The sequence below is a fragment of the Streptomyces sediminimaris genome (genome assembly GCF_047049295.1).
Taxonomy (GTDB): Bacteria; Actinomycetota; Actinomycetes; order Streptomycetales; family Streptomycetaceae; genus Streptomyces; species Streptomyces sediminimaris.
Genome location: NZ_JBJWOT010000001.1, coordinates 6,750,977 through 6,777,471, shown reverse-complemented (window position 1 = coordinate 6,777,471; position 26,495 = coordinate 6,750,977). Strand labels below are relative to the sequence as shown.

The 26,495-nt window shown below is 71.9% G+C and carries 23 protein-coding genes; 9 read left to right on the top strand and 14 right to left on the bottom strand.

Annotated features, from left to right (window positions below):
- Positions 1-3: 3 nt before the first annotated feature.
- The 3 genes from ACJ9NR_RS31045 (at position 4) to pssA (ending at position 2,883) form a co-directional block, all read left to right on the top strand.
- Positions 4-1,218 carry an acyl-CoA dehydrogenase family protein gene (locus ACJ9NR_RS31045; RefSeq protein ID WP_412491413.1) on the top strand — a complete coding sequence of 405 codons (1,215 nt, stop codon included), beginning with the start codon at positions 4-6 and terminating at the stop codon, positions 1,216-1,218.
- A gap of 170 nt (positions 1,219-1,388) precedes the next feature.
- Positions 1,389-2,045: a phosphatidylserine decarboxylase gene (locus tag ACJ9NR_RS31040; RefSeq protein WP_412491872.1), complete on the top strand. Its 657-nt coding sequence runs from the start codon at positions 1,389-1,391 to the stop codon at positions 2,043-2,045.
- 58 nt (positions 2,046-2,103) lie between these two features.
- Positions 2,104-2,883: a CDP-diacylglycerol--serine O-phosphatidyltransferase gene (gene pssA, locus ACJ9NR_RS31035; protein WP_412491873.1), complete on the top strand. Its 780-nt coding sequence runs from the start codon at positions 2,104-2,106 to the stop codon at positions 2,881-2,883.
- A gap of 109 nt (positions 2,884-2,992) precedes the next feature.
- Here the strand turns inward: pssA and ACJ9NR_RS31030 are convergent, their stop codons facing one another.
- A complete protein-coding gene (locus ACJ9NR_RS31030) occupies positions 2,993-4,111 on the bottom strand; it encodes a glycerate kinase (RefSeq protein ID WP_412491414.1) in 1,119 nt (372 codons plus the stop codon).
- 216 nt (positions 4,112-4,327) lie between these two features.
- Between ACJ9NR_RS31030 and ACJ9NR_RS31025 the strand changes: the two genes are divergently transcribed.
- Positions 4,328-5,407, top strand: coding sequence for an ADP-ribosylglycohydrolase family protein (locus tag ACJ9NR_RS31025; RefSeq protein WP_412491415.1), 1,080 nt, complete (start codon positions 4,328-4,330; stop codon positions 5,405-5,407).
- Between the two features lie 43 nt (positions 5,408-5,450).
- On the top strand, positions 5,451-5,945 hold the full coding sequence (locus ACJ9NR_RS31020) for an NUDIX domain-containing protein (RefSeq protein WP_412491416.1): 495 nt from the start codon (positions 5,451-5,453) through the stop codon (positions 5,943-5,945).
- A gap of 7 nt (positions 5,946-5,952) precedes the next feature.
- Here the strand turns inward: ACJ9NR_RS31020 and ACJ9NR_RS31015 are convergent, their stop codons facing one another.
- On the bottom strand, positions 5,953-6,216 hold the full coding sequence (locus tag ACJ9NR_RS31015) for a hypothetical protein (RefSeq protein ID WP_412491417.1): 264 nt from the start codon (positions 6,214-6,216) through the stop codon (positions 5,953-5,955).
- 86 nt (positions 6,217-6,302) lie between these two features.
- Here ACJ9NR_RS31015 and ACJ9NR_RS31010 point away from each other — a divergent pair, with 86 nt between their 5' ends.
- Positions 6,303-7,034, top strand: a complete 732-nt coding sequence (locus ACJ9NR_RS31010; protein ID WP_412491418.1) for an SIR2 family NAD-dependent protein deacylase — start codon at positions 6,303-6,305, stop codon at positions 7,032-7,034.
- A gap of 73 nt (positions 7,035-7,107) precedes the next feature.
- On the opposite strand, the gene ACJ9NR_RS31005 is transcribed toward ACJ9NR_RS31010, so the two are convergent.
- The 5 genes from ACJ9NR_RS31005 to ACJ9NR_RS30985 all read right to left on the bottom strand — a co-directional run bounded on the left by ACJ9NR_RS31005 (position 7,108) and on the right by ACJ9NR_RS30985 (position 12,496).
- A complete protein-coding gene (locus tag ACJ9NR_RS31005) occupies positions 7,108-9,147 on the bottom strand; it encodes a DUF1996 domain-containing protein (protein ID WP_412491419.1) in 2,040 nt (679 codons plus the stop codon).
- A 155-nt stretch (positions 9,148-9,302) separates the two neighbouring features.
- Entirely contained in the window at positions 9,303-9,794 is a 492-nt protein-coding gene (locus ACJ9NR_RS31000) for a methylated-DNA--[protein]-cysteine S-methyltransferase (RefSeq protein WP_412491420.1), read from the bottom strand.
- 12 nt (positions 9,795-9,806) lie between these two features.
- Entirely contained in the window at positions 9,807-11,279 is a 1,473-nt protein-coding gene (locus ACJ9NR_RS30995; protein WP_412491874.1) for an AlkA N-terminal domain-containing protein, read from the bottom strand.
- 103 nt (positions 11,280-11,382) lie between these two features.
- Positions 11,383-11,766 (bottom strand): BlaI/MecI/CopY family transcriptional regulator, encoded by a 384-nt coding sequence (locus tag ACJ9NR_RS30990; protein WP_412491421.1) that lies wholly within the window; start codon positions 11,764-11,766, stop codon positions 11,383-11,385.
- A gap of 31 nt (positions 11,767-11,797) precedes the next feature.
- The gene (locus tag ACJ9NR_RS30985) at positions 11,798-12,496 is read right to left on the bottom strand and encodes a DedA family protein (protein WP_412491422.1); all 699 of its coding nucleotides are present in this window, start codon (positions 12,494-12,496) and stop codon (positions 11,798-11,800) included.
- Between the two features lie 114 nt (positions 12,497-12,610).
- Between ACJ9NR_RS30985 and ACJ9NR_RS30980 the strand changes: the two genes are divergently transcribed.
- Positions 12,611-13,018: a BlaI/MecI/CopY family transcriptional regulator gene (locus ACJ9NR_RS30980; RefSeq protein WP_412491423.1), complete on the top strand. Its 408-nt coding sequence runs from the start codon at positions 12,611-12,613 to the stop codon at positions 13,016-13,018.
- Positions 13,019-13,082: 64 nt separating this feature from the next.
- Here the strand turns inward: ACJ9NR_RS30980 and ACJ9NR_RS30975 are convergent, their stop codons facing one another.
- Positions 13,083-16,967 (bottom strand): glycoside hydrolase family 2 TIM barrel-domain containing protein, encoded by a 3,885-nt coding sequence (locus ACJ9NR_RS30975; protein ID WP_412491875.1) that lies wholly within the window; start codon positions 16,965-16,967, stop codon positions 13,083-13,085.
- Positions 16,968-17,386: 419 nt separating this feature from the next.
- Between ACJ9NR_RS30975 and ACJ9NR_RS30970 the strand changes: the two genes are divergently transcribed.
- Positions 17,387-18,049, top strand: a complete 663-nt coding sequence (locus ACJ9NR_RS30970) for a TetR/AcrR family transcriptional regulator (RefSeq protein ID WP_412491424.1) — start codon at positions 17,387-17,389, stop codon at positions 18,047-18,049.
- A gap of 195 nt (positions 18,050-18,244) precedes the next feature.
- On the top strand, positions 18,245-18,742 hold the full coding sequence (locus ACJ9NR_RS30965) for a nitroreductase family deazaflavin-dependent oxidoreductase (RefSeq protein WP_412491425.1): 498 nt from the start codon (positions 18,245-18,247) through the stop codon (positions 18,740-18,742).
- 35 nt (positions 18,743-18,777) lie between these two features.
- Here the strand turns inward: ACJ9NR_RS30965 and ACJ9NR_RS30960 are convergent, their stop codons facing one another.
- The 6 genes from ACJ9NR_RS30960 to ACJ9NR_RS30935 all read right to left on the bottom strand — a co-directional run bounded on the left by ACJ9NR_RS30960 (position 18,778) and on the right by ACJ9NR_RS30935 (position 26,487).
- The gene (locus ACJ9NR_RS30960; RefSeq protein ID WP_412491426.1) at positions 18,778-19,701 is read right to left on the bottom strand and encodes a lysophospholipid acyltransferase family protein; all 924 of its coding nucleotides are present in this window, start codon (positions 19,699-19,701) and stop codon (positions 18,778-18,780) included.
- Positions 19,702-19,784: 83 nt separating this feature from the next.
- Positions 19,785-20,465: a DUF1295 domain-containing protein gene (locus tag ACJ9NR_RS30955; protein WP_412491427.1), complete on the bottom strand. Its 681-nt coding sequence runs from the start codon at positions 20,463-20,465 to the stop codon at positions 19,785-19,787.
- A gap of 80 nt (positions 20,466-20,545) precedes the next feature.
- Positions 20,546-21,718, bottom strand: a complete 1,173-nt coding sequence (locus tag ACJ9NR_RS30950; protein ID WP_412491428.1) for a Rieske 2Fe-2S domain-containing protein — start codon at positions 21,716-21,718, stop codon at positions 20,546-20,548.
- A gap of 75 nt (positions 21,719-21,793) precedes the next feature.
- Entirely contained in the window at positions 21,794-24,511 is a 2,718-nt protein-coding gene (gene redH, locus ACJ9NR_RS30945) for an undecylprodigiosin ligase RedH (protein ID WP_412491429.1), read from the bottom strand.
- A gap of 18 nt (positions 24,512-24,529) precedes the next feature.
- Positions 24,530-25,621, bottom strand: coding sequence for an SAM-dependent methyltransferase (locus tag ACJ9NR_RS30940; RefSeq protein WP_412491430.1), 1,092 nt, complete (start codon positions 25,619-25,621; stop codon positions 24,530-24,532).
- Entirely contained in the window at positions 25,609-26,487 is an 879-nt protein-coding gene (locus ACJ9NR_RS30935; RefSeq protein WP_412491431.1) for a thioesterase II family protein, read from the bottom strand. The genes ACJ9NR_RS30940 and ACJ9NR_RS30935 overlap by 13 nt, the downstream gene beginning before the upstream one ends.
- Between the last annotated feature and the right edge of the window lie 8 nt (positions 26,488-26,495).

Genomic DNA, 26,495 nt, shown 5'->3' with positions numbered 1-26,495 from the left:
CCCATGGCACGCCTCGCCCAGACCGCCGGTCTGACCGACATCCAGCAGGAGATCCTCTCCACCGTCCGCGACTTCGTGGACAAGGAGATCATCCCGGTCGCCACCGAGCTGGAGCACCGCGACGAGTACCCGCAAGCGATCGTCGACGGCCTCAAGGAGCTGGGCCTGTTCGGCCTGATGATCCCCGAGGAGTACGGGGGCCTGGGCGAGTCGCTCCTCACCTACGCCCTCTGTGTCGAGGAGATCGCCCGCGGCTGGATGTCGGTCTCCGGCATCATCAACACCCATTTCATCGTGGCGTACATGCTCAAGCAGCACGGCACGCAGGAGCAGAAGGACCACTTCCTGCCGCGCATGGCGGCCGGCGACATCCGCGGCGCCTTCTCGATGTCGGAGCCCGGCCTCGGCTCGGACGTCTCGGCCATCACCTCCAAGGCGGTCAGGGACGGCGACGAGTACGTCCTGAACGGCCAGAAGATGTGGCTGACGAACGGCGGGACGTCCTCTCTGGTCGCCGTCCTGGTCCGAAGTGACGAAGGACACTCCCCCGAGGAGGCGGCCGCCAAACCCCACAAGTCGATGACCACCTTCCTGGTCGAGAAGGAGCCCGGCTTCGGCGAGGTCCGCCCCGGCCTCACCATCCCCGGGAAGATCGACAAGATGGGCTACAAGGGCGTCGACACCACCGAGCTGATCATGGACGACCTGCGGGTTCCGGCCGATCGGGTGCTCGGCGGCACGACCGGCCGAGGTTTTTACCAAATGATGGACGGCGTCGAGGTCGGCCGCGTCAACGTGGCGGCGCGCGGCTGCGGCGTCGCCCAGCGCGCCTTCGAGCTCGGTGTCCGCTACGCCCAGCAGCGGCACACGTTCGGCAAGGCGATCGCCCAGCACCAGGCCATCCAGTTCAAGCTGGCAGAGATGGCCACCAAGGTCGAGGCCGCCCATGCGATGATGGTGAACGCGGCGCGCAAAAAGGACTCCGGCGAGCGAAACGACCTCGAGGCCGGGATGGCCAAGTACCTCGCCTCCGAGTACTGCAAGGAGGTCGTGGAGGACGCCTTCCGGATCCACGGCGGCTACGGCTTCTCCAAGGAGTACGAGATCGAGCGCCTCTACCGTGAGGCGCCGATGCTGCTGATCGGTGAGGGTACGGCCGAGATCCAGAAAATGATCATCGGTCGCAGGCTGCTCGAAGAGTATCGATTCCAGGGCTAGATGTCCGGATACGGGGTGTTTTCTTGGAGAAGAAGGTCACACCCCGTCATCCCTCTTCGATCTCCGACTCGGCTTCCTGGCTTGCCCAGTTGCGGTCCGCGACCGGTACGATCCCGGGAAAGCCGCCGTCCCCTGTTACCGCGCGGCATCATCCGCTACGAAGGTCATCCATGCCCCACAGCCAAACCTCTGCACCACGCGACAGCCGGGCCGGCGTACGCCTCGCGCGCGGAGCATCGCCGTGGCTCCTCCCGACCGTCGCCACCGCAGCCCTCAGCCTGGCCCGCGCCCGCCGCTCCGGCGCGGCCAGGGCCGTGGCCGTGCCCGCCACCGCGCTCGCGGCGGGCATGCTGTGGTTCTTCCGCGACCCCGAGCGCGAGATCGCCCCGGGCCGGGTCATCTCGCCCGCCGACGGTGTGGTGCAGAGCATCATGCCGTGGAAGGGCGGCCGCACCCGCGTCGCGATCTTCATGAGCCCGCTCAACGTCCACGTCAACCGCGCGCCGCTGTCCGGCACGGTGACGTCGGTCGAGCACATCCCCGGCGGGTTCGTGCCGGCGTTCAACAAGGAGAGCGAGAACAACGAGCGCGTAGTCTGGCATTTCGACACCGAACTCGGCGACATCGAGATGATCCAGATCGCAGGTGCGGTGGCCCGCCGCATCGTCCCGTACATCCCGCAGGGCACGAAGGTCGAGCAGGGTGACCGCATCGGTCTGATCCGCTTCGGCTCGCGCGTCGACATCTACCTGCCCGAGGGCGTGGAGGTCGCGGTCGAGGTCGGTCAGAAGACGGTGGCTGGGGTGACTCGCATTGACCGTGATTGATCCTGAGACCCAGGCGGGCTGGGTACCCGCGGCCGACGAGGTGGACGACGAGGAGGAGATGCCCCTCTCTCTGCGCCTGTCGATAGCCGACACCCTCACCCTGGGCAACGCCACGTGCGGCTTCATGGCCGTGTACTTCACCACCACCGGCATCCTGATCCCGCACCTCACCGGCGACCAGGAGACCGGCATGGCCCGCCACAGCGCGGCCACCGCGGTGATCCTGATGCTGTGCGCGGCGGTCTTCGACCTGTTCGACGGCCTGGTGGCACGCAAGCTCCGCTCCTCCCCCATGGGGGCCGAGCTGGACAACCTCTCGGACCTGATCAGCTTCGGCCTGGCGCCGGCGTACTTCGTCCTCGTGTACGGCATGGTCGCGGACGACGCGCATCAGCGGGTGGCCGCGCTCGGGGCGATCGTGGTGCTCCTGGCCGTCGTGCTGCGTCTGGCGCGTTTCTCCTGCGTGACGGTGCCGAACGGCATGTTCCAGGGCATGCCGTCACCGTTCGGGGCGCTGACGGTCGTCTCGATCGTGCTGCTGGAGCTGCCCTTCGTGGCGACGCTCCTGGCGATCCTGGGCACCGCCTGGCTGATGGTGAGCCGGGTCGAGTACCCGAAGCCGCGGGGCCGTCTCGCGGTGGCGATGCTGTCCTGGATCGTCGTGTCGATGGGGCTGCTGGCGGCCTGGGCCTTCGACGCCCCGAGCGGTCAGCTGCTGCTCCAGACGGGTTGCGCGCTGCAGCTGGTCATGGGCGCGGTGATCCCGCTGTTCGCCACGGCCCGCCGGGTGAACAACTTCCGCGACAACCGGCGTGAGGCGCGGGCGGCCCAGTCGTAGCGGGCGTCGTGCAAGGGCGTAGGGCCCGGGACCCGGGACGGGGTCCGGGGCCCTACGCCCTGCAGCGTGGGGTGGGCCCTCGAAGGCCCGCTCCACGCTGCGGGTGCTCTCAGCTCAGGAAGTCCCGCGCGATCTGCTCCGCCACCCGCTCCAGGATCGGACCCGCCTGCGCGACGCACTTCGCCACGTCCGGTTCGAGCTCCGTCAGCGGGTAGGCGCGGCGGATGCCCGCGCGGCCCAGTGCCTCCGGCGGAAGGGCGAGGCGGCCGCAGACCGCGACGACCTCCTTGTCCGCGGCGCGGGCCGCGGCGGCGACGCCCGCGGGGGCCTTGCCGTGCAGGGTCTGCTCGTCCAGGGAGCCCTCACCCGTGATCACCAGCTCCGCCCACTCCAGCGCGGGCGCGAAGCCCAGCACCTCCAGCATGATCTCGATGCCGGGGCGGAAGCGGGCGCCGAGCAGGAGGGCGCCGTAGCCGATGCCCCCGGCCGCGCCCGCGCCGGGCGAGGCCGCGTACTCCGCCGCCTTCGGCCCGGCCGCCTTCTCCAGCACCTTCGCGTAGTGGGCGAGGGCGGTGTCCAGGACCTCCACGTCGTCCGGGGAGGCGCCCTTCTGCGGGCCGTAGACGGCCGGTGCGCCCTTCGGGCCGGTGAGCGGGTTGTCGACGTCGCTCGCCAGCACCAGCTCGACCGAGCCGAGGCGCGGGTCCAGTCCCGAGAGGTCGGCGAAGGCCAGCTCGCCCAGGCCGCCGCCGCCCGGCGGGACCGGCTCCCCGTCCGCGTCCAGGAACCGCGCGCCGAGCGCGGAGAGCATTCCGGCGCCGCCGTCGGTGGTCGCGCTGCCGCCCACGCCGAAGACGACGGTCCGCGCGCCGGCGTCCAGCGCGGCCCGCAGCAGCTCGCCGGAGCCGTACGTGGACGCCGTGAGCGGTGCGAAGACGCCGGCCGGCAGCCGCTGGAGTCCGCTCGCCTCCGCCATCTCGACGACCGCGGTGCCCGCCCGCAGCGCGAACGCCGCCGTGACCTCGCCTCCGAGCGGCCCCGCGACGCGCACCTCGCGCCGCTCGAAACCGGCCGCGACCGCCGCGTCCACGGTGCCGTCGCCGCCGTCGGCCACGGGCAGGGCCTCCACCTGGACGTCCGGTACGACCCGGCGCAGCCCTGCCGTCACCCGTTCCGCGACCTGCACGGCCGTCAGCGACCCCTTGAACTTGTCCGCGGCGATGAGCACCCTACGGGCACTCCTACCTGCAGCGTCCGCCACCTTGTCTTCCCCTTGCTCTCCGGGCCCCGCACATGTCGAGGCCAGTCGCGCCGCTGCGACCATAACCGGAGGAAGCCACCGCCGTCATGCGCCGCCCGGAGCGTGGGACGCGCCGGGCGGCCGCCCGCGGGTCCTCGCGCGAAGAGCGGGCGGGCGGGTGCGGAATCGGGTAGACCAGGAGCTATGACCGCTGTGGGCACCGAGCCGGAACTCGCCGACCGGATCTTCGGGGGCTGGCTGGGCCGGATCGCGGGCAACATGCTCGGCAAGCCGGTCGAGCAGGGCGACCTGTGGACACGCGACCGCATCGACCGCTACCTGCGGCGGGCGGCGGCCCTGCCCCTCACCGACTACCTGCCCGAGCCCGCCGTGGAGAGCGACGGCGTGGAGCTGCGCCCCGAGTGGCGCCAGTGCGTACGCGGCCGCATCCACGGCAGCTGCCGCGACGACGACGTCGACTACGCCGTCCTCGGCCTGGACCTGCTGGAGACCCACGGCTTCGGCTTCAGCACCGAGCAGGTCGGACAGCTGTGGCTGCTGCGGCTGCCGTATCTGCAGACCTTCACGGCGGAGCGGGCGACGTACCGCAACCTCGCCAACGGCATCAAGCCGCCGCTGACGGCCACGTACGACAACCCGTACCAGGAGTGGATCGGCGCCCTGATCCGCGCCGACATCTACGGCTGGACCTGCCCCGGCGCCCCGCGCCGCGCGGCCTCGCTGGCCCGCCGGGACGCGGTGCTGTCCCACACCGGCAACGGCGTGTACGGCGCGATGTGGGCGGCGGCGCTGATCGCGGCGGCGTTCACCGCGCCCACCGTGCGGCATGCGGTGGACCGGGCGCTGGCCGTCATCCCCGCGAGCAGCCGGCTCGCGCGCACCGTACGCCGCGTCGTCTCCCTGCACGACACCCGGATGACCTGGGAGGACACCCTGACCACGGTCTCGGAGGAGGCCGCCGGGCTCGGCTGGATCCACACCGTCCCGAACGCCGCGGTGCTCACTGCGGGGCTCCTCTACGGCGACGGCGACTTCACCCGCACCATCACGCTCACCGTCCGCGGCGGTCTTGACACCGACTCCAACGGCGCGACCGCCGGCTCGGTGGCCGGGGTGCTGACGGGAGCGGAGGCGATCCCGGCGCAGTGGAAGGAGCCGCTCGAGGACACCGTGCGCAGCGCCGTGTTCGGCTTCGACGGGGTGCGGATCAGCGAGCTCGCGGAGCGCACCCTGCGGCTGGCGGCGGAGAGCCGGCCGTCGTGACCGGTGGACGGACGTTCCCGCGCCGGCTGGTTACCCTTCCTGGATGACCTCCACTCCGGACTTCGCCACGTACATCGCCGGTCTCCCCCGCGTCCTGGCCGGCGCCGCAGCCCTCTTCCGCGACGCCGGGGGCCGGGTGCTGCTGGTCGAGCCCAACTACCGCGAGGGCTGGGCGCTTCCGGGCGGCACGATCGAGTCCGACGACGGCGAGACCCCGCGCCAGGGCGCGCACCGCGAGACGCTGGAGGAGATCGGCCTCGACCGCGAGCTGGGGCGCCTGCTCGCGGTGGACTGGGTGTACCGGCCGGGCCTGCCGCCGCTGGTGGCGTACCTCTACGACGGCGGTGTCCTCACCGAGGACGACTTCAAGGCGATCCGCCTGCAGGAGGAGGAGCTGCTGTCCTGGCGGCTGGTGGAGCGCGAGGAGCTCCCCGGCCACCTGCTCGGCACCCTCGGTCACCGCGTCCTCGCCGCCCTGGACGTGCTGGCGGAGGGCTCGGGCACGGCGGAACTGGAGAACGGCCGCCGGGTGGGCTGAGGCACCCCTACTCGGCGAGCGCCTCTTCCGGGTCGATGTGGCCGTGGTGGATCCGGCTGTGGTCGCGGTCGTTGCACGCGTCGTCCACCGACTGGGCGGTCCAGGGCGCGGCGAGCGGCACGAGCGCCGTGGCCTCCTTGCACAGTGCGTTGGTGGACAGGGTCCGGCCGCCGACGTTGATGCGTCCGTGTCCGCCGTCGTCGGCGTGGGCCGGGGTGGCGAGCGTGAGACCGGCCATGGTGAGCGCCGCCAGGGCGCCGATCTTCTTCATGGTCTGGCCAACGACGCCGGGATGACCAGGTCACGCCGCCGGGAAAGTCTTGGCCGCGCGCGGGAGGGCGCCCTTACTCTCGGCGTATGACCAGGCCTCTCGTCGCCATCCTCAGCGGCGCCGGGATCTCCACCGATTCCGGCATCCCCGACTACCGCGGACCCGGCGGCCTGTGGCGCACCGATCCCGAGGCCGAGAAGCTCGTGACGTACGAGTACTACATGGGCGACCCGGAGATCCGGCGGCGGTCCTGGCGGATGCGGCGCGAGAGCCGGGCGCTGCGGGCCGAGCCGAACGCCGCGCACCGGGCCGTCGCCGAGCTGGCGGAGTCCGGTGTGCCGGTCAGGGTCATCACCCAGAACGTCGACGGACTGCACCAGCTCGCCGGCCTGCCCGCCCGCAAGGTGCTCGAACTCCACGGCAGCGCGCGCAGTGTCGTGTGCACCGGGTGCCGTGCTCGCGGGTCGATGCGGGAGGCGCTCGCGCGCGTCGACGCCGGAGAGGCCGACCCGCCCTGCCGGGAGTGCGGTGGGGTGCTGAAGTCGGCGACCGTGATGTTCGGCGAGCGCCTCGACCCGGCGGTGCTCGCCGAGGCGCTCGCCATCAGCCGGGCGTGCCAGGTCTTCATCGCCGTCGGCACCAGCCTGCAGGTGCAGCCGGCGGCCGGGCTCGCGGGCGTCGCCGCCGACCACGGGGCCCGACTCGTCATCGTCAACGCCGAGCCGACACCGTACGACGAACGCGCCGACGAGGTGGTACGGGAGCCGATCGGCACCGCCCTGCCCGCGCTGCTGCGCACGCTGCGCGACGAGCGCTGACCGGTGCGGCACCGCCGCCCGTACCCACGGCGCGCGGGTACGGGCGTCCTCGGCGGGGCGCTCAGCCGCGGGTTCACACCAGACGGCGCCTCTTCACCAGCAGGAGCACCAGCCCCGCGATCATGAGGGCCGCTCCGGCTGCGGCCGGCCACAGGGTCGTGCCGGTTTCGGCGAGATCGCCCGCCGACTGCGGTTCGGTCTGCGATCCCGCGGCGGACGAGCCTCCGCCGGTGACGGACGTCCCTCCCGGGCTGGTGGTGGCGCTCCCCGGAGCGTCGTTCGAACCGTTTGGCGGCACCGTGGCCGTCGGGCCCCGGTCGCCCGACGCCTCGTTGGAGGATCCGGAGGATTCGGCCGGGGAGGACGTCCTGTCCGCCTTGGGCGCCGCGGCGCTGTCCTGACCGGTCGCCGAGCCGCCGACCGCCGATTCAGCCGTCCGGGTGGTGGCCGAGGGCTGCGGCATCTCCTTGCCGCCGGAAGTGCCGTGGTCCGCCCCGCCCTTGCCACCGGCCCCGGTGCCGGCTTCGAGGCTTGCGGTCGGCTTGTCCTGTGGCTGCTTGCCGGAGTCGGCGCCCGCCCCGCCACACTGTTTGCCGTTGTTGATGCAGTCGACCACCCGGTTCATCAGGTTCTGGTCCATGACGCTGATGAAGTCGTCGTGGTCGGTGATCGCCTTGTGCAGCTCCTCGGGGAAGCCGTCGACCGCGTACGGGTTCTTGACCTGACCGTTGGCGATGGTCGGCGTCGGAACGTCGTACACCAGGCGCTGCGTCAGCTGCGGGATGGCCTTGAAGCCGTTGGGGCAGGCGCCGCTCGCGGGGTCGGCGAAGGCCACGTGCGTACGGTGGTTGGCGCTGTCGATGTTCTGGCCGTCCCAGCAGCTCTGGAAGGCGAACGTACGGACCACCTTGCTGCCCTGCGGGCACAGCGGGTACTGGTTGGTCAGCTGGACCTTGTCCTCGAAGCCGGTGCAGCTCCAGTGCGCGTTGGCGTTCGCCGCGCCGTTGGTGGCCGCCTTGGCGTCACCGGTGATGATGCGCAGGAACGTGGGCATCGCCACGACCTTGCTGGTCGGGTTGCCGACGTAGGTGATCTGCGCCGACTCCGCCCGCAGGATCTTGCCGACGTTGCCCTCCTTGCCGCCGCCGAGCTGGTTGGCGTCCTTCTCCTGGGTGCCGTCCTGCAGGCGCAGCACCGGCCAGTAGTAGGCCGACTTGTCGCCCTGCTCGGAGCAGGTGGTACTGGCCTTGGCCAGGGTGTCGTTGCTGGAGAAGGCGTTGACGTCCTGGTTGCCCACGTAGTCGTGGGTGTGGTGCGCGCCGTTGTTCACGCCGGGCGCGACGATCAGGTTGTCGGTGTTGCGGTTCTCGTTGGCGTTGACACCGCAGTTGAGGCTGAACGTGCCGGTCGAGGCGTTGTTGCCCTTGTCCGGCTTGCCCTGCACGTTCGGCGCGACCTTCGTGATGTCGACGAAGTCGGCAGCGACCGGCCCGGCCGCACCGTTGCCGTTGTCCTGCTGCCGGCCCGCGCCGGCGGTGGCACCCGCCGAGGGAGAGGCGGTGGCCTGGTCCCCGCCGTTGTTCTGCTGCTGGCTGCCGCCGTTCCCGTTCTGGCCTTGACCGGCGCTGCTCTCGGTGCAGGCGGCCAGCCCGCTCAGCGAGTCGGGGACATCGGCGCTCGCCTGCTGCAGGTCCATCTTGATGCGGTCGATGACCGCGGTGCGCTTCTCCTTGAGGGGCCCGAGGATCGCGTTATGGACGAAGCCGGTGTCCTGCGCCTGCTCCTGACGCGTCGAAGTCAGCCGGGCGTACGCCTCGGTCACCTGCTGGTCGAGGTTGGCCAGCTCCTTGTCGACCTTCGCGCGCGCCGTGTCCGGTACGTCGGTCAGCTGCTGCCCGACATCCGGGCACGAGATGGTGCTCGCCCCGGACGCCGGAACCTGGTCGCCGTCGCTGCGATACGGCCGTTGCTCCTGGGCACCGCCCGAACCGCCTTCTGTCGCCGAGGCGTAGACGTTGGCGGTGACCAACCCCCCTCCGCCCAACATCAACGCGACCGCCGCAAAAGTCGCCCGCCGTGCGCCCGTGGGGCGTCTGCGCGTCTTCCGTCTCACTGAAGTACTCCTACACGTCACAACGACACAGGCATGAGGACTTGTCCTGAGTACGGACGGGAACCCTGCCGCGTTCAACGGCCCCACGGATTCACATCAGATCCACCGCTGTGGCGTCCGCGCCGCACCGGCGGGCTCGCGGGGCGGTGCGGCGATCAGAACAGGGAGCTGCCCCTTTCGAGGTCGAGCAGGCGCTGCTTGCGCTCGAGGCCGCCGCCGTAGCCCGTGAGGCCGCCGTCGGCGCCGACGACGCGGTGGCAGGGCACGATGACGCCGATCGGGTTCCTGCCGTTGGCGAGGCCGACGGCGCGGGAGGCGGAGGGTTTGCCGAGGGCGTCGGCGAGTTCGCCGTAGGAGCGGGTCTCGCCGTAGGGGATACGGCGGAGCTGGTTCCAGACGTCGCGCTGGAACGGGGTCCCGCGCAGGCGGAGTTCGAGGGTGAACTCCTTCAGTTCGCCCGCGAAGTAGGCCGTCAGCTGTTCCTCGGCCTCGGCGAAGGGGGTGTCGTCGCGGTCTCCGAAGGTCTCCTCCGGCGGGCGGTGGCGTTGGCCGGTCATGTAGAGGCCGCACAGGACGCCGTCCTCGGCCACGAGGGTGAGGGGGCCGCAGGGGCTGGTGACGACCGTGTGCCGCAGGGTGGGGCTCATGGCGGGAACTCCTTATGCCGGGAGGAAGTTGATCGGGTGGCTGTCCGTCGCCCACAGGTACTGGACCGCGTACGCCCGCCAGGGGCGCCAGGCCGCCGCGCGGGCCGTGAGGGCCGCCGGGGTCGACGGCAGGCCCAGCTCCCGGGCGGCGCGGCGGATGCCGAGGTCGGTGGGGAGGAAGGCGTCGGGGTCGCCGAGGGCGCGCATGGCGATGACGTCGGCCGTCCAGGGGCCGAAGCCGGGCAGGGCCAGGAGCCGGGCGCGGGTCTCCGGCCAGTCGCTCTCCGGGCCCAGGTGGAGGGTGCCGTCGGCGAGCCGGCGGACGAGCGTGGTGACGGTGGTGCGGCGGGTGCGGGGCATCGCCAGCGACTCGGGGTCCGCGGCGGCGAGCGCGCCGGGGGTCGGGAAGACGTGGGTCAGGCCGCCCTCGGGGTCGTCCACCGGGTCGCCGTGCGCCGTGACGAGACGGGCCGCGTGGGTGCGGGCCGCGGCCGTGGAGACCTGCTGGCCGAGCACGGCCCGTACGGCGAACTCCGCCTCGTCGACCGTGCGCGGGACGCGCCGGCCGGGTGCCTTGCCGACCAGCGGGGCGAGCAGCGGGTCGGTGCGCAGCTGGTCGTCGATCGCCACCGGGTCGGCGTCCAGGTCGAGCATGCGGCGGCAGCGGCTGATGGCGACGGGCAGGTCGCGCAGGTCGCCGAGGGTGAGCCGGCAGGCGATGTGGTCGGGCCGGGGCGTCAGGGTCACGATGCCGTGGCCGTAGGGGAGGCGGAGCGTGCGGCGGTAGGCGCCGTCGCGCCACTCCTCGACGCCGGGTACGGCGGTGGCCGCGAGGTGGCCGAAGAGGTTGTCGGGGTTGAGGGGGGTGCGGAAGGGCAGGCGCAGGGTGAGCGCGCCCGGCGTGGCGGCCGGGGTGTTCCCCTTCGGCAGCCGGGACCGCAGCTCGCCCGGTGCCAGGGCGAAGACCTCGCGCACGGTGTCGTTGAAGGTGCGGATCGAGGAGAAGCCTGCGGCGAAGGCGATCTCCGCCATCGGGAGGGCTGTCGTCTCGATCAGCAGGCGTGCGGTCTGGGCGCGTTGGGCACGGGCCAGGGCGAGCGGGCCGGCGCCCAGCTCGGCGAGCAGCTGGCGCTCGATCTGCCGGGTGCTGTAGCCGAGGCGGGTGGCGAGGCCGGGCACGCCCTCGCGGTCCACGACGCCGTCGGCGATCAGGCGCATCGCGCGGGCCACGAGGTCGGCGCGCCGGTTCCACTCCGGGGAGCCCGGGCTGGTGTCCGGGCGGCAGCGCTTGCAGGCACGGAAACCGGCCTGCTGGCAGGCGGCCGCGCTCGGGTAGAAGGTCATGTTCCCGGGCTTGGGAGGGACGACGGGGCAGCTCGGCCGGCAGTAGACGCGGGTGGTCAGGACCGCCGTGAAGAACCATCCGTCGAAGCGCGCGTCCTTGGACCGGACGGCGCGCACGCAGCGTTCCCGGTCGGTGTGCATCCCGTTCTGCATACGTCCAGCATCGGCGAGACGCGGGGCCGGGGCTGGCGAGAATGCGACATCAAGCTCGCGGGCGCTGGACCGGCGCGGATCGCCTGCCGCCTCATGTCCCGCTCGCGTCGAGCAGTTCGCGCAGGGCGGCCTCCTGGGCCGAGGTCAGGCCGGTGACGAAGTGCTGGAGGGCGGCGATCGGGTCGGGGCCGCGGGCCAGGGCGCGGTGCATGGCCTCGGCGGTCAGCTGGGCGGCGTTCTTCACCGGGCGGTAGGCGCCGCGCCGGCCGTCGGCGTCCCGCAGGACGAGGCCCTTGTCGTGCAGCCGCCGCAGGATCGTGTGCACGGTGTTGTAGGCGAGGCCGCCGCGCAGACAGGCCTGGATCTCGGCCGGCGTGAGCGGGCGGTCCGTCGCCCACAGGGTGGCGAGGATCTCGCTCTCCAGCTCGCCCGGGCCGCGTCGTACGGCCCTGTCGCGAGGAGTCGCGCCGGCCATGGCACCACAGTACGGCGCATACCGGCGGTGGTCAGTCCGGACGTCCGCCCCGCCCGCCGGTCACCACGGGGGCCTGCTCCGAGGCCCGGCGGGCCCGCGCGCGCCGCGCCTCCAGGGCGATCGGGACCAGGGAGACGACGACCACGAGCGCGACCAGCGGCAGCAGGTAGCGGTCGACGTTCGGCACCGAGGAGCCGAGCGCGTAGCCGGCCATGGTCAGGCCGATCGTCCACACCAGGCCGCCGGCCGCCTGCCACACGGTGAAGACCCGCCCCGGCACCTCCAGCGCGCCGGCCAGGGGGTTCAGCACGGTGCGCACGATCGGCACGAAGCGGGCCAGGACCACGGCCTTGGCGTGCCCATAGCGTTCGAGCAGGTGTTCGGCGCGCTCCGCGCCCTCGTGCAGCTTCTTCGACCGGCTGCGCGCCAGCAGCGCCCGGCCGCCGCGGCGCCCGAGCCAGTACCCCGTCTGGGCGCCGAGCAGCGCGCCGACGACGGCCGCCACCAGCACCTGCCAGAGCGAGAGGTGGACGGATCCGCCGTCGCCGCCGCCCGCGCACAGCAGCCCCGCCGTGAACAGCAGGGAGTCGCCGGGCAGGAAGAAGCCGACCAGCAGTCCGGTCTCGGCGAACAGCACGACGGCGACGCCGAGGGCGCCGAACGCGGACAGCAGGGAACCGGCGTCCAGGACGTTCACCGCCTGGGTCACGGCCAAGTGGGCAGCTGCCACGGGGACGACCCCTCTCATACTGGGACGTGGACGGAGCGGGAGCCCGCACCGAGCGACTACAGTCACGTAGACGTCCACCGCACTGTAGACGAACGAGAGCCGAGGAGCGTTCCCATGTCCGAGCGGCACAGTGACGAGCCGGTCGACGGGCGCACGGACCGCCGGCCGGCCGGCGAGCTGGAGGCGAGCGTACTCGCCGCTCTGTGGGCCGCCGGCAAGCCGCTCACGCCCGGCGCCGTCCGCAAGGAACTCGGCGGCCGGCTCGCGCGTACGACCGTGACGACGATCCTCACCCGCCTGCACGCCAAGGGCGCGGTCACCCGCGCGCGCTCGGGCCGCGGCTACGCCTACGCCCCGGCCCAGGACTCGCACGGCCTCACGGCCCGCCGGATGCACGCCGAGCTCGACAAGGACGCCGACCGCGGCACCGTCCTGGCCCGGTTCGTCTCGGATCTCAGCCCCGAGGACGAGCGGCTGCTGCGCACCCTGCTGGAGGGCGGCTCCGCGCGGGACGCCGGTTGACCGCACCGGCCGCCTGCGCGGGCCGCCCTCCGGGATCACTTGCGCCGGATCACCCCCGGCCCGGTCATCCGGGGAAGTCGGTGGCCGTGGGCCGGCGGGAGGCCGCCGTCGCCCCGCCGACGTCCGTCAGGGGACGCAGCCGGTAGGTGTAGGCGTAGTCGCGGTCGGCGAAGAGCTTGTAGGCGTCGTGCGTCTGCGCGCCCCAGCTGTTGTCGCCGCCCACGCCCATCTGCCGGTGGTTGACGCGCAGCACGACCTCCTCGCGCGGGGTGAGCTGGTACTCGTGGCGGGCGGCGAGTGACAGGTCCTCCGGGGTGAAGTGGGAGGCGTTGACCTCCAGCAGCGGCTCGCCCGACACGAGCAGTCCCCTGCCGCGGCCGTCGGTCAGGGCGGCCCACCGCACGTCGGTCTTGTTGCCGTTCTCCTGCGGGCGGATGTAGGACGTCCACTGCTCCGCGACGGTCCCGGAGTACAGGCCCACGTCGGTGCCGTCGTGGCGGTCCCAGTGGTTCTCCTCGGGGCCGCGGCCGTAGTAGTGCAGCCGCTGGAGCCGGCCCGGCAGGAACAGCAGGGTGCCGACCTCCGGGATGTAGGGCAGGTCCGGTGCGCCCGGGTGCAGGGTGTTGTCGACCTTGATCTCGCCGTTGCCGAAGACCGTGTAGGTGGTGGTGTACGTCGACTCGACGGTGGTGGGCAGCGTACCGGCCACCTTGATCTCGACGGCCCGGTCGCGCAGCGCCCGCACGCCGACGCCCGTCACCTCGCGGCGGGCCCCGGCGTCGCGCCAGGTCTGGTTGCGGGTGTGCTGGCCGTTGCCGCGGTCGTTGTCGGTGGGAGCGCGCCAGAAGTTCGGCGCGGGCCCGTCGGTGATCAGGTCGGCGCCGGCGGCCCGGTAGGAGGTGATGGTTCCGTTGCCCTTGTCCACGGTGACGGAGAATCCCTCGCCGGTGACGGTGACGGACGCGTCGTCCTCCTCGTGCCGCAGTGCCGGGACGCTCTGCAGCGCTACGGGAGTGACCGCCGGGGCACCCGCGTCGAGCGGCAGCTGCTGCGCGGCCACCTCGAAGCCGGCCTCCGCCCAGGGCGTGGGCTGCCTGGTGGTGAAGGAGAACTCGAGGAAGTACTCGGTGCCCGGTGCCGGTTCGGCCGGCAGGCGGACGGGCACGGTGACGTCCTTGCTCGACAGCGGCGGCACGTCGAGCTGGCCGCGGCTGAGCCTCCCGCGCCGCACGGTCCTGCCGTCGGCCACGAGTGCCCATCTGCCGTCGTAGGCCCGGAGGTTGGTGAAGAGGTTCTCGTTGGTGAGGGTCACCGCGCCCGGGCCGCCGGAGGCCGCGGTGACATTGACGGCCTGGTAGATCCGCTTGATCTCGGCCGCCTTGCCGGTGTGGGCCCGGTCGGCGGTGACGATGCCGTTGGCGCAGAAGTTGCCGTCGTTGGGGTTGTCGCCCCAGTCGCCGCCGTAGGCGAGGAACGTCCGCTCGCGCGGCCGCCGTTCGGTGACGGCGACGGTGGCCGCGTCGAACCAGAACCGCACGCCGTCGTCGCCGGGGCCGCGGTCGGCGGCCAGTTCGGCCGCGGTCAGGGCACGGGCGTAGACGCGGGCCCGCCGGATGGTGCCGCTGAACTCGCGGGTGGGGTTGTCGGCGTCGCTCGCGAGGGCCAGGGGCGCGGTGTTGCTGCCGGGGACGCGGGTGGTGGTCCTGGTGGCCTTCACCGCGCCGTCCACGTACAGGGTGAGCGTGCCGGCCCGCGCGTCGAACACGCCCGCCAGGTGGTGCTCGGAGCCGGTCCAGTCGTCCGGCACGCCCCAGCTCGCGGCGATCCACTGCCCGTCCCCGTGGATGAAGAACTCCAGGGTCCGGCCGCTCTGTTTCAGCGCGTACTGGGTGTCGCCCTTGGCGATGACCGGCTGGTGGTAGCCCGTCGCGCGCGGAGTGACCCAGGCCTCCAGAGTGAGCGAGCCGGTCAGGTCCAGGCGGTCGTCCCGGGCGAAGACGGTCGCGCCGGACAGGCCCCTGGCCCGGTCGAACGAGCCGCTGGGGTCGCGGAGTTCGCCGCGCAGGCCGACCGGCCCGCTCTCGGTGAGGATCGTGCGGGCGGGCGCGGTCCGGCTCAGGGACTGGTCGACGAAGTCCCAGATCCAGCCGCCCTGCAGCACGTCGTGGCGGCGGATGACGTCCCAGTACTCCTTGAAGTTGCCGTTGGAGTTCCCCATCGCGTGCGCGTACTCGATCATGACGTACGGCCGGGTGTCGCCCGTGTCCTTCGCGCGGGCCTCGATCCGCGAGGGCGATTCGTACATCGCCGAGCGGATGTCGCTCATGGCGGGGCGGTCGTCGCCCTCGTACTGGATGACCCGCGTGGGGTCGTAGCCGCGGATCCAGTCGTGCATGGCGACGAAGGTGCTGCCGGTGCCGGCCTCGTTGCCCAGCGACCAGATGACGACCGAGGCGTGGTTCTTGTCGCGGTGGACCATGTTCTTCGCGCGGGCCACGCAGGCCGCCGTCCAGTCGGCGTGGTCGCCCGGGTAGCGGTCGCGGACGCCGTGGGTCTCGAGGTTGGTCTCGTCGACGAGGTAGAGCCCGTACTCGTCGGCGAGGTCGAGCCAGACCGGGTCGTTCGGGTAGTGCGAGGTGCGCACGGAGTTGATGTTCAGCCGCTTGATGATGCGGATGTCCTCGACCATGTCCGCACGGGTGAGGGCGGTGCCGCGCACGGGGTGCATCTCGTGCCGGTTGGTGCCGCGGATGGAGACGGGCTTGCCGTTGATGCGCATGAGTCCGTCCTTGAGGGCGAACTCGCGCAGGCCGACCCGGTGCGAGAGGGTCTCGGTCACCTTGCCCGCGGGGTCGCGCAGCGTCAGAACGGCGGTGTAGAGGTACGGCCGCTCGGCCGACCACAGCCGCGGCGCGGGCACGGCCCTGGCGGCGTGCACGGTGCTCTCGTCGCCGGAGGAGAGGTCCACGGTCTGCCGCAGGGGGCGCGACCACACCGGATGGCCGTGCGCGTCGTAGAGCTGGGTGTCGACGGTGTAGCGGCCCGCCGCGCCGCCCGCGTAGTCGCGCACGCTCGCGGTCACCGACAGCCGGGCGGAGGTGTGGTCGTCGCCCAGCGGGGTGTCGAGCTTGAAGTCGCGCAGGTGGACGGGGGGTGTGGAGTACAGGAAGACCGAGCGGAAGATGCCGCTCAGCCGGATCATGTCCTGGTCCTCCATCCAGTCCCCGTCGGAGAAGCGGTAGACCTCCACCGCGATCTGGTTGGTGCCGGGCCTGAGGTGCGCGGTGATGTCGTACTCGGCCGGGGTGCGCGAGTCCTCGTGGTAGCCGACCAACTCGCCGTTGATCCAGACGTAGTGGGCCGACTTGACGCCCTCGAAGTGCAGGAAGGTACGGCGTCCCGTCCAGTGGCGGGGGACGGTGAAGGTGCGTCTGTACTGGCCGACGGGGTTGAAGCGGGTCGGGGCGGCGGGCGGCTGGGCGTCCTCGCCGAGACCGTTGGCTCCCCACCACGGGTAGGTGATGTTGACGTAGATCGGGAAGTCGTGGCCGTGCTGCTGCCAGGCGGAGGGGACGGGGATGGTGTCCCAGTCGCCGTCGTCCAGGTCGGTGCGGTGGAAGTCGGGGTCGCGGTCCTCGGGGCGGTCGGCGTGCGCGAACTTCCACGTTCCGTCCAGGCTGAGCCGGTACGGCGAGCGGGTGCGGTCGGCGGCCAGCGCCTGGCCGAGGTTCGCGTAGGGCATCAGCGTGCTGTGCGGCGGCTCGGTGCCCACCTGGAAGAGGGCGATGTCGCCGTTCCACTCGGGCGTGCCGTCGGCCGCGGCGCCGGCTCCGGCCGCGCGTGCGGTGGCCGGCGGCGTGGACAGGGCGAGCGCGCCGAGGACGGCGGCCCCTCCTTCGAGGAGGCGGCGGCGGCTGACGAGCCGGTCGGCGAGGGACGGGTGCGGCATGATCGTGGCCTTCCTCGGGACGACGGTGCGGTGCGCGTACTGAGGGTGCGTCAGATGGTGTCGCAAGATGTTGGGATACGGGAGTTGCTGTCGGGTCAGTCGGCAACCGACGGTGACGCGATGACTGCGAGAGACAGCTGCACCCTAGGTCGGCGGGTGTGAGGCAGGCAACGATCCTGTCGGAGTCTGTGCGATCCTGAGGATCCGGTCCCCCGCAACACCACACAGGGCGTACACGGCCCGCGCCGCACGGCCGCGGCCGTGGCCCGTCACACGCCGCACGCCGCACGCCGCACGCCGTGTGAATTCGGCCGGAAGTCAGGCCGCCCGCCCGCCCTTTACGGCAATGCGCACCGGACGTAGCGGGCCGGAATGTGAATGCCTGGACTGCTTATGCACAATTGTTTAGAGTCTTGCACATGCGTTCAATCCGCGACGACCGGACCACGCGCGCGGTCATCCGCGACGAAGCCCTCCGTCTGTTCTCCGCCGACGGACCCGAAAAGGTGACGGTCCGGCAGATCGCGGCTGCCGCGGGCATTTCACCCGGCCTGGTCGCACATCATTTCGGGTCGAAACAGGGACTGCGCCAGGAGGTCGACCAGTACGTTCTGGACTTCTTCGGGGCGATGCTCGGCGAACTGACCGGAGGAGGCGGAGCGGAGCTGCTCGATCCGGAATCCGGGGCCGTTTCGCTCAGTGAGGCGTTCGCACGCCACCTGCCCGACGATTCACCGCTGCCGGCCTATGTGCGCCGGCTGCTGCTGTCCGATTCGGACGCCGGGCGGCTGCTGTTCCGGCGGCTCTTCGAGGCGACCACGGCCACGCTGGACGGCATGGCCGCAGCCGGCCTGGTCGCGCCCGGGCGCGATCCGGCGATGCGGGCCGCGTTCCTGCTCGCCAACGACCTCGCCCTGTTCCTGCTGCGCGACCGCCTCACCGAGGTCCTGGGCATGGACCCGCTCTCCCCCGAGGGCGTCACCCGCTGGTCCCCGGAGATGCTGAGCATCTACGCGGGCGGCCTGACCGCGACGCCGCCGCCGCAGCAGCCTCAGCCACAGCCGCCCGGGGACGCTCCCTAGGCGCCCCGCACCCGCCGTCGCCAGGTGTCCCGTTCCGGCCGGGAAAAGTGTGGCCGGGACAGCTTGGCCAATTCACGGCTTCCGCCGTCCCGGTCATTAATTTATACTGTGCAAAGTTACATATCCGAAGTAATCCCGGGCGTCTCGCCATTGGTGGACACGGGCCGCACGCCCGCGAAACCCAGGAAGGCAACGATGACGCACGACGAGGGTGCTCCCCGCCGCACTCAGCCGCCCACCGGATGGCGCCGGTGGGCGTTCCGCCTTCCCATCCGTCTGTACAAGGCCGGACTGGGACCCCTGCTCGGCAAGCGATTCCTGCTGTTGCACCACATCGGCCGCAAGTCCGGCCAGCAGCGCCAAGCGGTGATCGAAGTGGTCTCCCGCGACCCGCAGGCCGGTACCTGGACCGTCGCCTCCGGCTTCGGACCGAAGTCGGACTGGTACCGGAATCTGCGTCAGCAACCGCGGGTGACCATCCAGTTCGGCAGGCGGCACTACACCGTCACCGCACATTTCCTCACGCCTCAGGAGGGTGCCGACATCATGGCCGCCTACGCCGCCCGGCACCCGCGGGCCGCTCGCCGGCTGTGCTCGCTGATGGGTTTCACCGTGGACGGCAGCGAGGCCGACTACCGCAAAGTCGGAGAGGCCACTCCGTTCGTGCGGCTGCAGGACACGGCGGCGGCGTGAACCGGGGTTCGGTCTTCCGCTGAGCCGGCGCCGGCCTAGCGGAAGACCGAACCCCGGCCGCGGACCATCCCGTCCAGCGTCTCCTGGATGGTGTCGCGGACCTCGTCCGAGAGCTTGTGCACGAACATCGGGTCCTGAAGCGTCTCGGCGGAGTAGTGGTCGGTCCGGACCGGCTCGCCGAACCGGATCGTCCACTTGGACGGCAGGGGGACGGCGCCCAGCGGACCGAGCAGGGGGAACGTGGGGGTGATCGGGAAATACGGCAGCCCGAGGCGGCGGGCCAGGGGGCCGGCGTCCGCGACCATCGGGTAGATCTCCTCGGCGCCCACGATCGAGCAGGGCACCAGCGGGCTGCCGGTCTTCAGCGCCACGGCGGCAAAGCCGCCCCGGCCGAAGCGGCGCAGCCGGTACCTCTCGGCGAACGGCTTGCCGAGCCCCTTGTAGCCCTCGGGCATCACACCGACCAGTTCCCCGCGCTCCAGCAGCCGCAGCGCGCTGTCCATGCAGGCGGCCGTGTGGCCGGCCCTGCGGGCCAGGGTGCGCAGCAAGGGCAGTTCGAAGACCAGGTCGGCGGCGAGCAACCGCAGCGCCCGGCGGGCGGGGTGATGGTCGCGCAGGGCGACCTGCAGCATGAGGGCGTCCAGCGGCAGGGTCCCCGAGTGGTTGGCGACGATCAGGGCACCGCCCTCGGCCGGTACGTTCTCCAGGCCCTCCACGTCGACGCGGAAGTACTTCTCGTAGAGCGGCCGGAAGGGTGCCAGCAGGACCTCGTCGGTGAGTTCGGGGTCGAAGCCGAAGTCGTCGGCGCCGTGCTCGTCGGTGAAACAGCGGTCGAGCACGTCCCGCCCCCGGGCCAGGGCGAGCATCCCCTGGGCGACCGCGTCCATGAGCAGGTCTCGCGGACTCACCCGCTCCTGCTCCCGCTCCGGCGGGGTCTCTCCCCGGCGTGCCTCGTCCATGCGCGTCTCCTTCCGCAGCGTGCTCGGGAACGGCGTGCGCGGTGCGGCCCGCCCTGCTTTCCGGGACCGCACCGCGGACGCGGTCAGTAGACGAACGGCACCAGCTTGGCGGTGCTCCGGGAGTACTCCTCGAAGGCGTCGCCGTACCGCTCGGCGAGGTACTTGTCGAGCATCGGGATGTTCAGGAACGCGAACATGGACGCCATGACGGCCGGGATGACGAAGGCCCACGGACTGCCCGTCACCAGCGCGAAACCGGTGAAGAGCACGACGTCACCGAAGTAGTTGATGTGCATGGAGTACCTGAACAGGCCCTCCGTGTAGAGCTTGCCCTTGTGCTCCGGCGCCTGCTTCCAGACCTTGCGCTGGTACTCCGAGCCGGTGTTCAGGTAGGAACCGACGAGGTAGAGCAGGACGCCGACCCAGGTGAACACGCCCACCGACGCGGTGTGGGTGCCGCCCAGGTAGGCCATCGTGCCGTGGATGATGAGGACCCAGACGCCCACGGTCGCGGCCTCGGACCACTCCATGCTGCGCTTGAGCATGACGAAGGCCGTGGCGATGAACCGGAGCAGGTAGATCGCCGACAGAGCGAGCAGCAGTCCGCGGCGGAGCGGCTCGGCATGGCCGAAGTGGGTGCCGAACCAGCCGGCCACGGTGTCCGTACCGCCGAAGAGGAACCAGGCGGCCGCCGCGACGGCGGCCGTGTTGCACACGGTCACCAGGGTCTTCGGGCCGATCGATCTGTCGTACCCGCCGTACATCTCTCACGCTCGCTTTCGGATGGAGTGGGTGGGGGGTGGGTGGGTCGTGGAACGGTGCCGGGGGGCGGGGCCGGGGGCCGTCAGGACCTGGCCCTGGCCAGACTGCCGGACTTCGGTTCGGCGGTGCCGCGCTTCGTGCGGGCGCCGTTCGTCCGCCGGGTGCCGTCGCCGTCCGCCGCCGCTGCCCGGCCGGTGTCGCGCTCGCCGCTCACCGCGGTGTCCGCGTGGGCCGCGGCCTCCGCCTTGAGCCGGTCGCGCATCTGCAGGAACTTGGCGTTCATCTCGTCCACCGAGATGAACTTGTTCACGCCCCGTTCGCTGACCTTGGGCTCCTGACGGAGCATGATGCCCACGTCCTGCGGGTCCTGGACGAGCCTCTCCATGAGCAGCGACGCCCGCAGCACCCAGGGCCGCAACTGCTTGATCGGCACCATGGTCCGCAGCCTGGGGTACTCGTACAGGCGCATGATCGCCAGGGTGTTCTCGTCGTCGATGGGGGTGAGCCAGGTGGTGATCTCCAGGAGCCCGGTCTTGACGTGGGTCAGGCCCGGTGCCTGGTAGATGAGGTTGAAGTGGGAGCTGTTGTCCGGGTTGGCCTCCTCGCACTGGTCGAAGGTGGAGCGGATGGTGGTCCCCTCGACCTCGACCCGGTGGTTGACGATCTTGTTGGCGGCGAGGTAGCGGTCGCGGCCGTCCGTCCAGAGGTTGCGCGCGGTGCCGTACATGAAGGTGTAGTCGATGTTGTTCGTCCAGTGATCCCGGTGCACGAAGGTCACGTGGTAGAACTCGAGGAGGCTCTCGATGTAGCGCGTGTAGTGGATCGGCCGGGTCCACGAGATCGTCTCGTACGGCCGGGGGTTGCCGGCGAGCTCGGTGGGCAGCTCGATGGCCGGCAGTTCCTCGCGCTGGTCGCCCCACCACATCCAGACCAGGCCGTGCTCCTCGCGGACCGGGTACGTCCGCAGCTTGAGCGAGGCGGGGATGCGCGCCTCGGAGCCCAGGGCGGGCACCACCTTGCAGGTGCCCTCGGCGTCGAAGCGGAAGCCGTGGTAGGGGCACTCGACGGTGTTGCCCTTGAGCCGGCCGTCGGCGATGTTGGCGCCCTTGTGAGGGCAGCGTGCCGTCTGGCACACGAGCGTGCCGTCGAGGTCGCGCCACAGGACCAGTTCCTCGCCCATGCGGCGCACCCCGGTGGGCCGGTCGTGCTTGAGGTCACCGGTCTGCAGGATCGGGTACCACTGGTTGGGGATCATCCGGCTGTCTTCCTCTCGTCACCCGCACCGGGGTGAACCGGGCGCGGTGTACTGGCGGACGGGCGGCAGGGCTGCTCAGCCCTCGACGACCTCGACGACTCCGGTGTCGCCGTCGACCGTGACCAGGTCGCCCGTGTTGATGCGCTGCGTGGCGTACTTGGTGTTGACCACCGACGGCACGTTGAACTCGCGGGACACGATCGAGCTGTGGGAGAGCATCGAGCCGATGTCGGTGACCACGCCGCCGGCGATCGCGAAGAGGGGGGTCCAGGAGGCGTCGGTGTAGCGGGTCACCAGGATCTCCCCCGGCTGGAACTCGTCGGCCTGCCAGACCAGGTCCTCCACGATGCGGGCCCGGCCGACGATCCGGCCCGGGCTGGAGCCCAGCCCCTCCAGGCGCGTCCCGCCCGCCGCCGGCCGCACCGACCGGGTCGGGTCGTGCTCGCCGACGAACGTCAGGGGCGGCTCGGGCAGCCGGTTGTGGTAGTCGTGGACGCGCCGGCGCTCGTCCAGCTTCGCGCGGGAGAACACCTCGCGTGCGCCGCGCCCGCCGGCCAGGTAGGCGCGCACGTCCTCGAAGTCGAGGTGGGCGACCTCGTCCGTGGAGTGCAGGACGCCCTCGGCCACGAGCCGGCGGCCGACCTCGTAGACCACGTTCCGGACCAGCCAGATCGACGTGATCATCGACATGCGCGTGGTCTCGCGCAGCTCGCTGCACAGGGTGTACAGGCCGATGACCGTCTCGAGCGTCCTGCGCCGGGGCAGCGGCAGCTTCTCCAGCGCCGCGCGGGCGTCGCCCTCCGCCCGGGCCCGGCTGCGTCCCATGATGTCGTCGACGGAGAAACCGTCGGCGGCGTAGCGGCGGATCATCTGGAAGATGTACGACGGGTCGTCGATCCAGCGCGGGTGGGTGAGCTCCATCTCCTGCCGGCCGCGGGTCCCGTTGGCCCGCATGAACGGTTCCATCTCGGTGTCCCAGAAGGCGCGGCCCTCGTCGTCCTCGCGCAGCCGCCGCGCGATCTGTTCCAGCGGCGCCCCGTCGATGATCGCCATGACCCCCGGCCGGGCCTTGGCGGCCTGGGCGATCTTCCAGATGTCCTGCGCGGAGGCCACGGTCCGCAGGCTCGACATGTCGGTCTTGAGGCGGTTCTGCAGATTGTCGCCGGCGTCCCCGAGCCACTTGCCGCACAGCTCCGTGAGGACTCCGTAGAAGCCGAACGCGTTGATGTAGTACGGCATGTAGCCGACGTGCGCGTCGTGGAAGAAGTCGAGGTAGCGCCCGAGTTCGGCGTGGAGCTCGCGGCGGCTCATCCGGGTGAGGTCCAGCCGCCGCGCGCGGTCGAACTCGTAGAGCCGGGTGGCGACCATCTCCTCGGCCCGGTGCTTCATCGTCAGCATCTCGGTCCCCGTGAACCGCACCCAGTGCAGGGTGGACAGCAGGTCCTCGATGCCGCCGGGGAAGGTGCCGAAGGGGTTGTCGTAGGTGCTGAGGTCGGCCTCCTCGCTGACGAAGCGGCTGGTGAAGTGGCGCTGGTCGCGGGTGGGCAGGCACTGGCCGAGCAGGTGGGCGGTGTAGGAGATGTTCAGGTAGACGTGGCCCTGGAGGTAGCCCATGTGCAGGTCCACGTCGCCGGTGTCGCGGACGCCGAGGGCCGCCGCGCAGTCACGGTGCACGTGCTGCTGGTAGTAGCGGGCGAAGCTCAGGCCCAGGGGTGACATCAGCCCGACGAAGATCTCGCCGATGTCCATCCGCGACCACAGCGTGCCCTCCCGCACCGCCTCGGACTGCGGCGCGACGTAGGGGCTGTGCTTCTCCCCCGCCGTGTGCTCACGGGGGCGGGTGGTGATCGGCCTGGTCTGCAGCAGGTACAGCGTGCCCTCCCGCATGGCCCACTCGATGTCCTGCTCGGTGCCGTAGTGGGCCCGGACGTCGAGGGCCAGCCGGGCGAGCGCGGTGAGCTGGTCGCGGGTCAGGCAGGGGGCGCTGCGGTCGGCGGCGTCGACCTTCGTCATGCCGATGGTGCCGGGTGTCACGGAGGCGCACTTGGTCACCTTGTAGCGCACGCGCTCCTCGACCACCTCCAGGGTGCGGTCGTCCACGGCGAAGAAGTCGCTGGAGACGCGCCCCGACACCAGGCCCTCGCCGAGCCCGCAACAGGCCTCCACCACCAGCCGGTTGGGCCTGCCGCCGACCGGATCGACGGTGAACAGGACGCCGCTGACGTCGGCGTGGACCATCTCCTGCACGACCACGGCGATCGAGCCCGCCGTGCCGCCGTCCCGGTAGGCCGCGGCCCGGTCGGACCAGAGCGAGGCCCAGCAGGTCCGGACCGCGTCCAGCAGCGCCGCCTCGCCCGAGACGTCCAGGACGGTGTCGTGCTGTCCGGCGAAGGACTGGTCGGCGGAGTCCTCGCGGCAGGCGGACGACCGGACCGCGACCCGTGGCCGGCCCAGGTCCGCGTAGGCGGCGAGGACGGTCCGGGCGATGGGGCCGGGGATCTCCCGGGAGACGATCAGTTCGCGGATCGCCGCGCCGGCGGCGCCCCGGGCCTCGGCGGCGCGGATCTCCGCCGCCAGGCCGGTCTCGCGCAGGAACAGGTCGAACAGGCCCGTGCTCAGGCAGAAGGCGGGCGGCACCGGGAGGCCGGCCGCCGTCATCTCGCCCAGCCGGGCGGCCTTGCCGCCGGCGGTCTCCACCGCGAGGGGTTCGGGGCCGAGCGCGATCACGAGGTCCGCGTGCGGTGCCTTCGGGAGCGCCGCGGTGGCCGTGACGCTGTCGGTCGGGGTTTCCATGATGAGCCTCCTGGCCTGTCAGGCGCTCTGGGCGGGAGAGTTGGTGCCGACGAACGCGCGGAACGGCTGGCCGGGGACGATCCGTGTGGCCCGCACGTCGGCGAAGCCCGCCTTCTCCAGCTGCGCGACCAGTTCCTCCGCCCGGGGCAGCGGGCCGCCGAAGTCGGCGTACGAGAACCAGAGGTTGAGCACGTCGAGACCGGCGTTGCCGCCGCCCTGGCACGAGGTGGTGAGCAGCAGCCGGCCGCCGGGGGCGAGGAAGGACCGGGCCCGCCGGAGCGCCTCGACGCGTTCGGCCTCGGGGAAGTAGTAGATGTTGTTGTGCAGGGTGACCAGGTCGAACTGGGGCTGCAGGTCCAGGGTGCGCAGATCGCCCTGACGGGTCTCCACACGCTCGGTGAGGCCCCACTCGGCCATGTTGCCGGCGGCGCGCGCGGCGACCTCCTCCTGCAGGTCGACGGCCACGGCGGTCAGCCGTGGGTTCGCCTCGGCGGCGTAGCGCACATAGGCGCCCGTCCCGCAGCCGATCTCCAGCAGCCGGACCGGGCCCTCGCGCTCGAGCGTGCGGTCGATGGCCGCCTGGACCAGACCGCGCAGCGCCAGGGACGACCGCGCGATGACGGTGCCGTCCTGGTCGCCCAGGGAGAAGCGGCGGCCGGCGCTGAGCATGCGGGGCGCGTCGAGCAGCACCGGCACGTGGAAGCGCAGGATCTCCTCGAGGGCGGCGGCGACGGCGTCGTTCCCGGGCTGGGCCAGCAGCCGGGCCGTCGGGCTCTTGAGCCGGTAGCAGCCCTCGCGCCTGCCCAGTTCGCCGAGGCGGACGCCCGTCTCCAGCCAGGCCCGCAGCTGCGGGCGCTCGTCCTGGGGGATCTCCAGGTACTCGGCGAGGCTCTCCAGGTCGCACGGGCGCACGGCCAGGCACCGCAGGACACCCGAGCTCGCCGCGGAGGCCAGGAACGCCGCCCGGTACAGCGGGTTGACCAGCACGGTCGACAGCGCCAGCAGCAGCGGGTTGCGCGGGTCGGCGGCGATCCTCGCCACGCTCAGCACGTCCGTGAGCGGTTCCTCCACCCGGTGCTTGACGGTCCTGGCCAGGCTCAGCAGATCCATGAGGGTTCCCTCTTCGCAGTGGGGAGTCGGTCGGGCGCGTCCGGGGCGGGTGCGGCCGGCTCGTCGGTGAGCCGGGCGAGTTCGCTCCGTATCCCGCGCAGGAGTGACAGCCGCGAGGGGCCGTTCAGGAAGAAGTGGTCACCCTCCAGGTGGTGGTGCAGGAGGGAACCGCGGGTGTAGGTCCGCCACGCCTCGACGGCGGGGCGCGGTGCGATCGGGTCGCGGGTGGCCGAGAACGCGGTCATGGGACAGCCCAGCGGGGGCCGCGGCCGCCAGCGGTACTCCTCGCAGACGGTCAGGTCGGCGCGCAGCACGGGCAGCCGCCGCTCCAGGTAGGAGCTGCCGATGGCCCGGTCCTCCCCGAGGCCGCCGAGGGCCCCGACCAGCCGCCGCAGGTCCGCGTCGGAGAGCGTCCGGTCCTCGCGGTCGCCGTAGAGGTGGGGTGCCCGGCTGCCGGAGACGAACAGGTGCCGGGGTTCGCGGTGTCCCCGCCGGCGCAGTTCGCAGGCGACCTCGTAGGCGAGCAGCGCGCCCATGCTGTGGCCGAACAGGGCGTAGTCGCCCACGAGTTCACGCTCGAGGAGGGCGTCCGCGAGGTCGCGGGCCAGTGGCCGCATCGCGGTGTAGGGGTGCTCCCGCAGCCGCAGTCCGCGCCCGGGCAGCAGGACGGGGACGACGGCCACGCCGGAGCCCAGCCGGTCGTCCCAGCCCCGGTAGACGGAAGGGGTGCCGCCCGCGTACGGGAAGCAGATCAGCCTGAGGGGCGGGGTGCCGGCTCCGCTGCCGGGCGTGAGGCCCGGGAACCAGCCGGCGGCGGGTGGCCGCGGGGCGGGGCCGGGCCCCGGCGGCCGCTCGGTGATGGGCACGTGGATCC

What these genes read in the sequence shown, in the direction of transcription:
- ACJ9NR_RS31020 (WP_412491416.1), top strand. Translation starts at nt 5,451, where the DNA reads ATGACCTCCACTCCGGACTTCGCCACGTACATCGCCGGTCTCCCCCGC.
- ACJ9NR_RS31000 (WP_412491420.1), bottom strand. Translation starts at nt 9,794, where the DNA reads ATGAGCCCCACCCTGCGGCACACGGTCGTCACCAGCCCCTGCGGCCCC.
- ACJ9NR_RS30960 (WP_412491426.1), bottom strand. Translation starts at nt 19,701, where the DNA reads ATGGACGAGGCACGCCGGGGAGAGACCCCGCCGGAGCGGGAGCAGGAG.
- ACJ9NR_RS31040 (WP_412491872.1), top strand. Translation starts at nt 1,389, where the DNA reads ATGCCCCACAGCCAAACCTCTGCACCACGCGACAGCCGGGCCGGCGTA.
- ACJ9NR_RS30955 (WP_412491427.1), bottom strand. Translation starts at nt 20,465, where the DNA reads ATGTACGGCGGGTACGACAGATCGATCGGCCCGAAGACCCTGGTGACC.
- ACJ9NR_RS30975 (WP_412491875.1), bottom strand. Translation starts at nt 16,967, where the DNA reads ATGCCGCACCCGTCCCTCGCCGACCGGCTCGTCAGCCGCCGCCGCCTC.
- ACJ9NR_RS31025 (WP_412491415.1), top strand. Translation starts at nt 4,328, where the DNA reads ATGACCGCTGTGGGCACCGAGCCGGAACTCGCCGACCGGATCTTCGGG.
- ACJ9NR_RS30970 (WP_412491424.1), top strand. Translation starts at nt 17,387, where the DNA reads ATGCGTTCAATCCGCGACGACCGGACCACGCGCGCGGTCATCCGCGAC.
- pssA (WP_412491873.1), top strand. Translation starts at nt 2,104, where the DNA reads ATGCCCCTCTCTCTGCGCCTGTCGATAGCCGACACCCTCACCCTGGGC.
- ACJ9NR_RS30940 (WP_412491430.1), bottom strand. Translation starts at nt 25,621, where the DNA reads ATGGATCTGCTGAGCCTGGCCAGGACCGTCAAGCACCGGGTGGAGGAA.
- ACJ9NR_RS30950 (WP_412491428.1), bottom strand. Translation starts at nt 21,718, where the DNA reads ATGATCCCCAACCAGTGGTACCCGATCCTGCAGACCGGTGACCTCAAG.
- ACJ9NR_RS30965 (WP_412491425.1), top strand. Translation starts at nt 18,245, where the DNA reads ATGACGCACGACGAGGGTGCTCCCCGCCGCACTCAGCCGCCCACCGGA.
- redH (WP_412491429.1), bottom strand. Translation starts at nt 24,511, where the DNA reads ATGGAAACCCCGACCGACAGCGTCACGGCCACCGCGGCGCTCCCGAAG.
- ACJ9NR_RS30990 (WP_412491421.1), bottom strand. Translation starts at nt 11,766, where the DNA reads ATGGCCGGCGCGACTCCTCGCGACAGGGCCGTACGACGCGGCCCGGGC.
- ACJ9NR_RS30995 (WP_412491874.1), bottom strand. Translation starts at nt 11,279, where the DNA reads ATGCACACCGACCGGGAACGCTGCGTGCGCGCCGTCCGGTCCAAGGAC.
- ACJ9NR_RS31015 (WP_412491417.1), bottom strand. Translation starts at nt 6,216, where the DNA reads ATGAAGAAGATCGGCGCCCTGGCGGCGCTCACCATGGCCGGTCTCACG.
- ACJ9NR_RS30980 (WP_412491423.1), top strand. Translation starts at nt 12,611, where the DNA reads ATGTCCGAGCGGCACAGTGACGAGCCGGTCGACGGGCGCACGGACCGC.
- ACJ9NR_RS31010 (WP_412491418.1), top strand. Translation starts at nt 6,303, where the DNA reads ATGACCAGGCCTCTCGTCGCCATCCTCAGCGGCGCCGGGATCTCCACC.
- ACJ9NR_RS31045 (WP_412491413.1), top strand. Translation starts at nt 4, where the DNA reads ATGGCACGCCTCGCCCAGACCGCCGGTCTGACCGACATCCAGCAGGAG.